We start from the raw sequence: 10,681 nt of genomic DNA on the forward strand, positions 1-10,681 counted from the left end.
AGAAGTGAAACGCGGTAGCGCCGATGGTAGTGTGGCATTCGCCATGCGAGAGTAGGACACTGCCAGGCACCCAATTTAAGAACCCCGCTCATCGAGCGGGGTTTTTTATTACCTGAAACTCAGAAGGTAGCCTGATTTTTTACCGGCCCTATCTCCTTTCCTCTGTTCTTATTGTTACTCGGAGCTGCTTTCTGGTTCCACAAATAGCCTGATGTTCCGCTTGGTACTCTTTCTTCACTGAACCGCTGTCGCTCTGTATGGCGGCTCTGGCGTAGTCATGATCCACGAATCCTATGCTCGCCCGTACGCTACGATCTCTTGCTTGCGATCTTTCCTGGGCATCTGCGTCCTGTGTTAGCTGAAGTCTTTCTTTTTGAGCCCTCTGTTTGTCCATGATTTTGTTAGTCGCCCACTGACGTTATGCCAGAGAGTGTGTTGGCTGTGCTAACACGCAGGCGCAGTGGTTGCTGCTTTGGGTCCTTGTTGTTTGGGATAATAAGTAATTGGGAAGGGATACCCGCAGGAACGCAGAGGTTAGATGTTGGTAGGGGATCTTGTGGTGGCTATTGAGCCTGCAGGTGGGAAAATTAATGGGGGCGCTGGAGAAGGCTAATGTGTTGAGATCTATGAGGAATGACAAATCGGAGGCAAATAAAAAGCCCACGCAACATGGTTGCATGGGCTCGGTATGAATGGCGGAGGAGGTGGGATTTGAACCCACGGATGGTCGCCCATCGCCGGTTTTCAAGACCGGTGCATTCAGCCGCTCTGCCACCCCTCCGCAACAGTGCGGCGAATATTACCATGCTGATCCGGCTTGTAAATCCCTGTCCGGTTTGATTGCTGGTTAATTGCGCTAAATGACATGAAAAAGTGGCAATCATGGCTCATCAAGCGCTTTTTTGGCCAGATAGCTTGACTTGAAAACAGACTCAACCACTATAGTGGCCTCTATCATATCCTCTGCAAGATAACGTTATGACTATTAAAAATGCCCTGTTTTGCGCGCTGGCTGGCGTGACCCTGCTGGCGACGCCGGTACATGCAAGCGAGCTGACCAAAAGCGATGTCGAGCAAATCGTTCGCGACTATCTGGTCAAGAATCCCGAGATCCTGGTCGAGATGTCCAATGCACTGCGTGCCAAGCAGGAGAGCCAGCAGGCCGAGAGTGACAAGGTGCTGATCAAGGCTCACTCCAAGCAGCTTTATGCCAATCAGGATCCCGAGATGGGGAATCCGAAGGCGTCGCTGACCATTGTGGAGTTTTTCGATTACAACTGCGGTTACTGCAAACGGGCCCATCCGCTGGTCAAGCAGCTGATGGCGGAAGACAAAGACATCCGGTACATCTACAAGCAGTTCCCCATTCTGAGCGAGTCCTCCTACTTCGCAGCCCGTGCTGCGCTGGCGGTCCAGCTGGGTCAGCCTGACAAATACCAGGCGTTCCACGAGAAGCTCTATAGCCATCAGGGCCCGCTCGCTGATGAAGCACAGGTTAAGCAGTTGGCTGTGGCGGCTGGTGTGGACTGGAGCAAGGTGGAGGCCAAGATCAAGGATGGCAGCATTGATCAGAACCTCGGTACCAACCGTGCCCTGGCTGAAGCGCTCGGTATCTCCGGTACCCCGGCCTTCATCATCGGTGATCAGATCCTGCGCGGTGCTCCCCGTGATCTGGCCAGCCTGAAGGGGTTTATCAAGGACGTGCGTGCCGGCAAGAGCATTCAATAAGCGGTTGTCATGGTCGAGGGCCCTGCGCCCCGGCCAGATACAGAAAGAGGGTCGGTATCACTACCGGCCCTCTTTTTTATTATGTCCTTTGGCACAAGTGGTCGTCGCGAAAGGACCATAACAACGTGCTCAGGACCCGGCCTGTTGGCCTCAGTAACAAGTATTAGCAGAGTCGTTCGGAGTCTATTGATAAATATTTCACCTCGCAGAGGCGTGTCGTGAGCATTGCTTAATTCCGGTCAAGATTTTTTCTGCTGCTTGTCTTAGAATCGCCGCCCGTTGCAGGAGAAACCCCTATGTTAGTTGATATTTTACGGCTGGTTTTTATAGCCGGAGGCCTCGTATTCATCTTTATGCTGGTACAAGCCTGCTGGCGGAAGAAGCAGAGTGGAGCCTTTGAGGCGACCCCCTTCTGGCCGGTGGCGTTGATCGGTGGGGTTGCCAACTTCCTCGATACCCTGGGGGTGGGCAGCTTTGCGGTAAAGACCGCCTGCTACAAGCAGTTCAAGCTGATCGATGATCGGGTACTGCCGGGTACCCTCAATGGGCAGTGCGTGCTGCCGACCGTGACTCAGTCGCTGATCTTCGTCGGTGCAGTCGCAGTGGAGCCGCTGACGCTGATCAGCATGATGATGGCCGCCGCAGCTGGCGCGGCCTGGGGCGCTCGTCATGTGGCCTCGTTTGATCGGCAGACCATCCGGTTGGTGATGGCTATCTCCTTACTGGTCGTTGCAGGGCTTATCTTTGCCGGTCTGCTGGGGCTTTTCCCTGTAGGCGGCGATGCGATGGGGCTCAGCGGCTACAAGCTGGCGATCGCCCTGCTTGGCAATTTCATCTTCGGGGTGCTGATGAATGTCGGTATCGGCCTGTTTGCTCCCTGCATGACGCTGGTTTATCTGCTGGGGATGAATCCGCTGGCGGCGTTTCCCATCATGATGGGCTCCACCGCCGTGCTTAGCGTTTTCTCCGCAGGCACCTTTATCCGTAAAGGGGCGTTCGATGCCAAGGCGGTGCTGGCGGTAGCCATCTTTGGCCCCATCGGTGTGGTGCTGGCCGCCATGCTGGTCAAATCCATGGATATGGAGATGCTGAAGTGGCTGGTTGCCTTTATCGTCATCTATACCTCCTGGACCATGTACGCTTCTTGGCGGGCGGCGCGTCGCTCCCCTGTGCAGCTAACGTTGGAGAGCGCAGGCTAGCCTGTACCAGTGCCGCTTCAGCCTTGGCCCCCAGATAGACATAGAGGCCAAGCGCCAGCAGCAACCCCACCGCACACCCCATCACCCCGACCGCAGGCCAGAGCAGCTCGCTCTGGCCGAGCGAACCCTTGAACAGCAGCAACAGCCCCTCGATGGAGACCGCGATCAGAATGGCGGCGATAAAGCGAGTGATGGTGCGGCGAATGGCGCTGTGGCGGAAGATATCCTTATGCAGCAGTACCTCCTCTTCCAGAATGGTCTTGCCCAGATCGAACACCGCCAGTGCCAGCGTCAGGAAGATGATGGCGCTAAAGGCGCCGAGCTGGTTCTGCTGCTCGCCGCACAACAGCTGGTAGATCTGCTCCAGCCCGTGCCAGATGAGCGTCGCGACGATGAGAAACAGCGCCATGCTGAGCACCACATAGACCGCCTTGAACCAGGGCATGGCGCGGCGGCGCTCCCTGTCCCCCATCAACCAGCCAATCAACTGATTCAGACAGACGGTGATCTCCCGTCCTTGTCCCTGCACGACAAGGTGCAGCCGGTTATGGGCCGTCGGTGCCGCAGGCTGGATGCACATCGGCCCCAGATAGTGGTCAATGCTGATGACAAAGGGATACCCCTTGAGCGAGACAAGGGGGGCGCTGAGCAGCCCCTGCAGTAGCGGGGTCAGCTCCTCCTGATACTCCTGATAGCGCCGCAGCACATCGATGGGGCTCATCTCTGCCATATGGACCTCGGTGACGTGGGCTCTTGTGGTGAATGTGCAAATAGTGGGCCTGCTTTATGACAGAGATGGCGGGGCAAGTTGCACCAGAGGATGACAAATCGGTGGATGACAAGGGGACAATGCACCAGAAATGGGCGTATTGAAGAGCTGTGTGGTGATGAATGCACTGCAATAGAAAAGGGCCCGTGACGGGCCCTTTGCGACAACCAGCGGCGATTTAGCCAGCCAGCTTGGCGAAGCTGCGCTCGGCGGCAGACAGGGTATGTTCAATCTCCTTGTCACCGTGAGCCAATGACAGGAAGCCCGCCTCGTAGGCGCTCGGCGCCAGATAGACGCCCTCCTCCAGCATGAGATGGTAGAAGCGCTTGAAGCGTTCCATATCGCAGCGAGTGACCTGCTCGTAGCGGGTGATTTCAGTCTCTTCGGTGAAGAAGAAGCCGAACATGCCGCCCACATAGTTGATGGCGAGCGGAATGCCATGCTTGGCCGCGGCGGCTTTCAGCCCTTCTGCAACACGGGCGGTCTTGGCGCTTAGCTGCTCATAGAGGCCCGGCTCCAGCAGCAGATCCAGCATGGTCAGACCGGCAGCCATGGCCACCGGGTTGCCGGAGAGAGTACCCGCCTGATAGACAGGGCCGGTCGGTGCAATGTGCTGCATCACCTTCTTCTTGCCGCCGAAGGCGCCCACAGGCATGCCGGCACCGATGATCTTGCCGAGGGTGGTGAGATCCGGGTCGATGTTGTAGTGACCCTGAGCACCGCGCAGGGAGACGCGGAAGCCGGTCATCACCTCGTCCAGGATCAGCAGGGCGCCGAACTCGTCACAGATGGCGCGCAGACCTTCCAGGAAGCCCGGCACCGGCGGGATGCAGTTCATGTTGCCTGCGACCGGCTCGACGATGATACAGGCGATTTCGCTACCGTACTGGGTGAAGGCTTCACGCACCGAATCCAGATCGTTGAAGACGCAGGTCAGGGTGTGTTTGGCGAAATCGGCCGGAACGCCCGGGCTGTTTGGCTGACCCAGGGTCAGGGCGCCGGAACCAGCCTTGACCAGCAGGGAGTCGGCGTGGCCGTGGTAGCAGCCCTCGAATTTGACGATCTTGTCGCGGCCGGTGTAGCCACGGGCCAGACGGATGGCACTCATGGTGGCTTCGGTGCCGGAGTTGACCATCCGCACCTGCTCCATGGAGGGGACAATCTGGCGGACTTTCTCGGCCATCAGCACTTCGATCTCGGTCGGCGCACCGTAGCTCAGCCCTTTCTCAACGGCCTTGATGACTGCGGCCTTGATGGCGGGGTGGTTGTGACCCAGCAGCATGGGGCCCCAGGAGCCGATGTAATCCACGTAGGCCTGACCATCCACATCATAGAGATAGGCGCCATCGGCGTGATCGATGAAGCGGGGCGTGCCGCCGACTCCATTGAAGGCGCGGACCGGTGAGTTGACGCCACCCGGAATGGTCTGGCGGGCCTGTTCAAACAGCTGATCTGATTTTGACATGGATCATCCTTAATGGGATTTTGGTCGTCACACAAGGGATTGCAGCCGATTGAGACTCGGCAGGCCGGAGCATCAGGAGTATGCTTTGCGCTCTCGCCACCCGGACTCTCGGTCTGCTCCCGTGACAAAAATTTAACGGGCCGACTATAGCAGAAAGCCCCAGCCCTGGGCAGCCGAGCAACGCGCCGGGTGATCCTGATCTCAGCTAGCTGACGATATGGTTTTTCCAAGTTGGTGTAACAAGATGGCGCAACAAGCTCTCTCCTCTGAAGCCGATATCTCTTTGCGGGGGCCGCTTTCCCGCATTATCCGGCAAGACAAGATGCCCTTGCTGGTGCTGCTGCTGGCGGCGTTGGTCGGCACCCTGGCCGGACTGGTGTGCGGTCTGTTCGAATCTGGTGTCCACTGGCTGGCAGAACAACGCATCGCCTTGCTGGCCGACCGCCCCTGGTGGCAGCTCGGTCTGCTCGGCTTTGGCTTCAGCGCCTTGTTGGGATTTGTCGGCTACTTCCTCACTCATACCTTTGCCCCGGAAGCGGGTGGTTCCGGCATTCCCGAGATCGAGGGGGCGATGGACGATCTGCGCCCGGTGCGGTGGTGGCGAGTGTTGCCGGTCAAGTTCTTCGGCGGCATCTGTACCCTGAGCTCCGGTATGGTGCTGGGGCGGGAGGGGCCTTCGGTACAGATCGGCGGCAACCTCGGCAAGATGGTGGCGGATATCTTCCGGCTGCCCAAGGAGCATGGCCACGCCCTGCTGGCCGCCGGTGCGGCGGGCGGTCTGGCGGCAGCCTTCAATGCGCCGTTGGCAGGCATCCTGTTCGTGATGGAGGAGATGCGACCGCAATTCCGCTACTCCTTTCTGGCCATCAAGGCGGTAGGGATATCCGCCATCATGGCGACCCTGATGTTGCAGAACATGAAAGGGCAGGGGGCGGTGATCACCTTGCCCCACTACGATGCGCCAGCCCTCAAGGCTCTCTGGCTGTTCCTCTTTATGGGGGCCACCTTCGGGGTGCTCGGTTTTGTCTTCAACAAGCTGGTGCTGGCCTGTCAGGATGGCTATCTGGCGTTGCATCAGAACAAGCGCCACCGTTTTGTAGCCATCGGCATGCTGGTCGCCGGAACGTTTGGCGTGCTGTCGCTGTTTGCTCCCGCGGTGACGGGGGGCGGCACAGAGCTTATTCCCCATCTGATGGGGGATGAGTATACGATGGCGACCCTGTTCCTTATCTTCTCGGTGCGGCTGGTTGCGACCCTCATCTGCTTCTGCTCCGGTGCCCCGGGCGGGGTGTTTGCGCCAACCCTGGCGTTGGGCACCCTGTTTGGCGTGGTGTTTGGCCATCTGTTTCATGCGGCGTTTCCGGAGCTTGGCATCGAGCCCGGCGCCTTTGCCATCGCCGGAATGGGGGCGCTGTTTGCTGCCACCGTGCGCGCCCCCATCACCGGTATCGTGCTGGTCACCGAGATGACCGACAACTATCAGCTGATCCTGCCGATGATGATCACCACGGTCGGTGCGACTCTGGTTGCCCAGTGGCTGGGTGGCCGGCCCATCTATTCCCAGATCCTGGAGCGAACTTTACGGCTCGCCGCGCGTCAAAAGCGGGGTGATGGCAGCGCCACGGCCAGTTAATTTTTCCCTTTATCGCCTTTGGCCCCGGTCAGGGCGGTATAGTGAAGGGAGAGGCGCTGCCGTAAATGGCGTGATAACGGGATGAGGGGCTATGTCCAATCTATTGAAGTTATTGGTCGTGTTAGCCGTTGGCGGGCTCATTGGTTACTTTGTCGGTAACCGTCAGGAGCTGGCTCAGAGCAGTCTGTTGGTGGTGCAGCAGGAGACGCTGGATCGTCAGGGCAAGGCCATCGGCCAGCTCAAGACCGAATTGGGGGTGAAAGATACCCAGTTGGCGACCCAGAAAGCGGCCTTCGAGCAGTTGCAGACCACCTTGAAGAGTCAGGAGGCGCAGGTGCAGGAGCTCAAGCGCCAGCTGGCCTTTTTCGAGCGGATCATGCGCCCCACCGGCGAACAGGTGGGGGTGGTGATCGATAACCTGACCTTGCAGGAGACCAGCATTCCCGGTCGCTACCACTATCGTCTCGCCCTGACCCAGCCCGCCAAAAAGCGGGAGCTGTTTCGTGGTCAGGTGCAGATCCGGGTTGAGGGGAGCCTGGCTGATAAGCCGAAGACGCTGACCGGTCGCGATCTCGGAATGAAGGTGAGCGAGTGGCGTTATGCCCTGCGTTATTTCCAGCTGCTGGAAGGGAATTGGCAGTTGCCGGAAGGCTTTGTGCCGGATCGGATCCGTGTCACCATCAACAAGGATGGCAGGCAACCAGCGCAAGAGCTGCTGGTTGAGTGGGGCGAGGTGATCAAGCCGCTGGTCGCCACACCGCCTGCTCCGGTTCCCGCGGCCGGTTAAACGTGGTGAATACTTGAACTGAATGGTCGGGTATTGGATAATTTCGCGGTTTCCATGTTTGTGGATCTAATGGTTGTGAGGTCAGTAATGAGTGCAGTAGCAGAAGCCCCGCTGCCCATCCAGATGACGGATGCGGCGGCCAACAAGGTGAAGAACCTGATCACCGAGGAAGAGAATCCCGAGCTGAAGCTGCGGGTATACATCACGGGTGGGGGCTGCTCCGGTTTCCAGTATGGCTTTACCTTTGATGAGAAGATCAACGACGGGGACACCGTAGTCGAGAAGAATGGCGTCACCATGGTGATCGATCCCATGAGCCTGCAATATCTGGTAGGCGGCAGTGTGGATTACACCGAGGGTCTGGAAGGTTCACGCTTTACCGTGACCAACCCCAATGCCACCACGACCTGTGGCTGTGGCTCCAGCTTCTCCATCTGATCGGCGTATCGGTCTGATGAAACGGCTCTCGGCAACGAGGGCTGTTTTTGTTTGTGGTGATCAGTGTGCTCCATCAAACAGTATTTCTCTGAAACAACAAAGGCGCCTTGATGGCGCCTTTGTTGTTTGCAGGATGGCTTAGCGGGAGCTTGCCGCCGCGACCAGCGGGATCCGGTTCACCGCCTTGCCCATGTAGGCGAGGGTGATGGTCACAATGATGCAGGTGAAGCTCAGCCACATGTAGGGGAGGTAGTCGAGGGTGGCCACTCCCAGTACCCCGGCCATGAAGATGCCATTGTCGCTCCAGGGCACCATGCCGCAGGTGAGGGTGCCGCCAAACTCGGCGTTGCGAGAGAGGTTCTTGCGCGCCAGTCCCAGTCGGTCGTAGTTCTTGGCCATGATCTTGGGGGTCAGGATCAGCGACACATACATGGCTGAGCCGAACACGTTGGCCAGAAACGCGGTGCCGATGGTGTGGCTGGTCAGGCTGCCGACGCTATTGATGCGCTTCTCGAAGGCGCTGGCGATCACTTCCAGAATGCCAACCTTCTCCAGCAGGCCGCCAAACCCGAGACCGAAGATGATGACCGCGACCGAGCCCAGCATGGACTCCATGCCGCCGCGACCGAGAATGTTGTCGATAAAATCGATGCCGGAGGTGATGGCAAACGGACTATAAGCTGAGTGCATCGCTTTGACCGGATCCATGCCCTGGAAGGCGATGGCCCAGATCAGGCCCAGCAGGGCGCCGAAGCTGATCACCGGGAAGGCGGGCTTGCGGTTGGCCAGCAGACCCAGCACCAGCACCACGGGGACTATGGCCAGCGGGGTGATGTTGAACTGGTTGTCGAGAGCCTCCATCACCAGATTGACCTGCTCCAGGCTGACATTACCCGAATACTGCATGCCCACCACGGTGAACAGCACGGCGGTGATGACATAGGAGAGCAGGCTGATAGGCAGCATCCCCTTGATATGCTCCACCACGTCGACGTTGGACATGGTCGAAGCCAGCACTACTGAGTCGGAGAGCGGAGAGAGCTTGTCACCAAAATAGACGCCGGAGAGCACGGCACCGGCTACCAGCGGCGCAGGCACGCCGAGGCTGTGGCCGATCCCCATCATGGCGATACCGGCGGTGGCGGCAGAGCCCCAGGAGGTGCCGGTGGCCAGCGAGGTCAGGGAGCAGATGATCAGGGTCGCCAGCAGGAAGATGGACGGGTGAATCACCTTGAGGCCGAAGTAGATGATGCTGGGGACTATGCCACCGGCAATCCAGGTGCCGACCAGAGCACCGACGGAGACCAAGATCAGGATGGCCCCCATTCCCTTGGCAACGCCGTCAACGGCTGCCTGTTCCAGGGATTTGTAATCGTGGCCGAGTTTGATGCCAAGCCCCATAATGACGAACCAGGCGATGAACAACGCCAGCTGGATCGGCAGATCGAGCACGCTGGTGAACGAGAATGCCAGGGCCAGGAAAATGGCCAGACAGGCAAACACCTGTGCCATGCCCGGTAGTCGGATGTGGTTTTGTTGGTTTTGCATAGATACTTCCTAAACTCTTGCTCGCCAAGGTCACTCCCTCTCGTCCTGTGGATACATCGATCCCGAGGAGGCAACCCAAAAAGAGGCCGCAATCTACCACAAACCCGGCGGGTTAAAGCCCCATCAAATTGGCAAAAATGCACATTTGATTGAAAAAATCACAAATTAGTTGATCTCATAACCCGTTTTTGAGCGGCCTGTTGACACAAAGGGGCACATACGAAGCTTGCCTGTGACGCCACTTGCATCCCCACCAGATGAAGATGATAATTATTATCAATTGTTGATTGGGGAGAAAACAATGCGCTGGATATTGCGGGGGATGATGTTGCTGGTGGCGGTGGCCGTACTCGCATGGGGTCAGGATAAAGAGTACGGCACCTGGAGTGCCGGTTTTCTGCTGGCTGCCTGGGTGATGCTGGAGCCCGGATTGCGGCCCGCCTTGATCTTGCTGCCAGTGGCCGGGTTGACCGGTATCGTCACCCTGCTCTGGCAGCAGCCCTGGTTATGAGCTTTTGACGGGAGCCTGCTTGATCTTCTGCTGTGCCACCTTGAGCGATTCGACCACCAGTTTCTCCATTTCGGTACGCTTGGCGTCGGTCAGGAAGTAGATCATGTCGACATTGTGGCGAATATAGTGGGCCGGAAGCTGGTTGAGGGTGAGGCAGCAGAGGTCGGCCATCTGATCGCTGTTGAGCTTTTGCTGCAGCCCCTGTTTCTCAATCTCCTTGAGCACCAGATGTTCGTAAAAGTTGTGAATGTCGGTATCCAGTATCATATGCGTTCCTTGGCATGACGATGAGCGGGGAGTCGTCAAAAGCATAGCCATAACAAGGAGTAAAAACAAAAGGCCCATCACTTTCGTGATGGGCCTTTTGCGTAATGAATGGTGCGAAGAGAGGGACTCGAACCCTCACATCCGTGGGACACTAACACCTGAAGCTAGCGCGTCTACCAATTCCGCCACCTTCGCACACTGATTTTCTCCAGCTGGTTTTTAAATGCGGTTGGAGCGCATTGCTCTGTTTTTACATGTCAGAAGCATGGTGCGAAGAGAGGGACTCGAACCCTCACACCCGGGGGGCACTAACACCTGAAGCTAGCGCGTCTACCA

The 10,681-nt window shown here is 57.9% G+C and carries 10 protein-coding genes and 2 tRNA genes; 6 read left to right on the top strand and 6 right to left on the bottom strand.

What is annotated here, in order from left to right:
• Positions 1 to 693: 693 nt before the first annotated feature.
• Positions 694 to 781 (bottom strand) — tRNA-Ser (locus G5221_RS20065).
• Positions 782 to 978: 197 nt separating this feature from the next.
• On the opposite strand from G5221_RS20065, the gene G5221_RS20070 reads away from it, so the two are divergent.
• Positions 979 to 1,728: a DsbA family protein gene (locus tag G5221_RS20070; RefSeq protein ID WP_421210251.1), complete on the top strand. Its 750-nt coding sequence runs from the start codon at positions 979 to 981 to the stop codon at positions 1,726 to 1,728.
• A gap of 296 nt (positions 1,729 to 2,024) precedes the next feature.
• Positions 2,025 to 2,927, top strand: coding sequence for a TSUP family transporter (locus tag G5221_RS20075; RefSeq protein ID WP_421223938.1), 903 nt, complete (start codon positions 2,025 to 2,027; stop codon positions 2,925 to 2,927).
• Here the strand turns inward: G5221_RS20075 and G5221_RS20080 are convergent.
• Together G5221_RS20080 and hemL are read right to left on the bottom strand one after the other, a co-directional pair.
• Positions 2,842 to 3,657 carry a hypothetical protein gene (locus tag G5221_RS20080; RefSeq protein ID WP_421263784.1) on the bottom strand — a complete coding sequence of 272 codons (816 nt, stop codon included), beginning with the start codon at positions 3,655 to 3,657 and terminating at the stop codon, positions 2,842 to 2,844. The genes G5221_RS20075 and G5221_RS20080 overlap by 86 nt on opposite strands.
• Positions 3,658 to 3,874: 217 nt before the next feature.
• Complete coding sequence (hemL, locus tag G5221_RS20085; protein ID WP_421263785.1) at positions 3,875 to 5,161, bottom strand: glutamate-1-semialdehyde 2,1-aminomutase; 1,287 nt, start codon at positions 5,159 to 5,161, stop codon at positions 3,875 to 3,877.
• Positions 5,162 to 5,405: 244 nt separating this feature from the next.
• Between hemL and clcA the strand changes: the two genes are divergently transcribed.
• From clcA to erpA, 3 genes are all read left to right on the top strand, one after another.
• Entirely contained in the window at positions 5,406 to 6,794 is a 1,389-nt protein-coding gene (gene clcA / locus G5221_RS20090; protein WP_421263786.1) for a H(+)/Cl(-) exchange transporter ClcA, read from the top strand.
• Between the two features lie 91 nt (positions 6,795 to 6,885).
• Positions 6,886 to 7,581 carry a DUF6776 family protein gene (locus tag G5221_RS20095; RefSeq protein ID WP_213390412.1) on the top strand — a complete coding sequence of 232 codons (696 nt, stop codon included), beginning with the start codon at positions 6,886 to 6,888 and terminating at the stop codon, positions 7,579 to 7,581.
• A gap of 87 nt (positions 7,582 to 7,668) precedes the next feature.
• On the top strand, positions 7,669 to 8,019 hold the full coding sequence (gene erpA, locus G5221_RS20100; protein ID WP_005340225.1) for an iron-sulfur cluster insertion protein ErpA: 351 nt from the start codon (positions 7,669 to 7,671) through the stop codon (positions 8,017 to 8,019).
• Positions 8,020 to 8,157: 138 nt separating this feature from the next.
• On the opposite strand, the gene nhaC is transcribed toward erpA, so the two are convergent.
• Entirely contained in the window at positions 8,158 to 9,567 is a 1,410-nt protein-coding gene (gene nhaC / locus G5221_RS20105; RefSeq protein ID WP_005357819.1) for a Na+/H+ antiporter NhaC, read from the bottom strand.
• Positions 9,568 to 9,868: 301 nt separating this feature from the next.
• Here nhaC and G5221_RS20110 point away from each other — a divergent pair, with 301 nt between their 5' ends.
• Positions 9,869 to 10,078 (top strand): hypothetical protein, encoded by a 210-nt coding sequence (locus G5221_RS20110; protein WP_005357820.1) that lies wholly within the window; start codon positions 9,869 to 9,871, stop codon positions 10,076 to 10,078.
• Here the strand turns inward: G5221_RS20110 and G5221_RS20115 are convergent.
• Together G5221_RS20115 and G5221_RS20120 are read right to left on the bottom strand one after the other, a co-directional pair.
• Positions 10,073 to 10,345: a late competence development ComFB family protein gene (locus G5221_RS20115; RefSeq protein ID WP_005343036.1), complete on the bottom strand. Its 273-nt coding sequence runs from the start codon at positions 10,343 to 10,345 to the stop codon at positions 10,073 to 10,075. The genes G5221_RS20110 and G5221_RS20115 overlap by 6 nt on opposite strands.
• Before the next feature lie 109 nt (positions 10,346 to 10,454).
• Positions 10,455 to 10,540: transfer RNA gene (locus G5221_RS20120), tRNA-Leu, on the bottom strand.
• Positions 10,541 to 10,681: the final 141 nt, after the last annotated feature.

Source organism: Aeromonas sp. 602200 (assembly GCF_049173895.1).
GTDB lineage: Bacteria > Pseudomonadota > Gammaproteobacteria > Enterobacterales > Aeromonadaceae > Aeromonas > Aeromonas veronii_A.

Coding starts and splice junctions, on each gene's coding strand:
- hemL (WP_421263785.1), bottom strand. CDS start 5,161: ATGTCAAAATCAGATCAGCTGTTTGAACAGGCCCGCCAGACCATTCCG.
- G5221_RS20115 (WP_005343036.1), bottom strand. CDS start 10,345: ATGATACTGGATACCGACATTCACAACTTTTACGAACATCTGGTGCTC.
- clcA (WP_421263786.1), top strand. CDS start 5,406: ATGGCGCAACAAGCTCTCTCCTCTGAAGCCGATATCTCTTTGCGGGGG.
- erpA (WP_005340225.1), top strand. CDS start 7,669: ATGAGTGCAGTAGCAGAAGCCCCGCTGCCCATCCAGATGACGGATGCG.
- G5221_RS20095 (WP_213390412.1), top strand. CDS start 6,886: ATGTCCAATCTATTGAAGTTATTGGTCGTGTTAGCCGTTGGCGGGCTC.
- nhaC (WP_005357819.1), bottom strand. CDS start 9,567: ATGCAAAACCAACAAAACCACATCCGACTACCGGGCATGGCACAGGTG.
- G5221_RS20080 (WP_421263784.1), bottom strand. CDS start 3,657: ATGGCAGAGATGAGCCCCATCGATGTGCTGCGGCGCTATCAGGAGTAT.
- G5221_RS20110 (WP_005357820.1), top strand. CDS start 9,869: ATGCGCTGGATATTGCGGGGGATGATGTTGCTGGTGGCGGTGGCCGTA.
- G5221_RS20075 (WP_421223938.1), top strand. CDS start 2,025: ATGTTAGTTGATATTTTACGGCTGGTTTTTATAGCCGGAGGCCTCGTA.
- G5221_RS20070 (WP_421210251.1), top strand. CDS start 979: ATGACTATTAAAAATGCCCTGTTTTGCGCGCTGGCTGGCGTGACCCTG.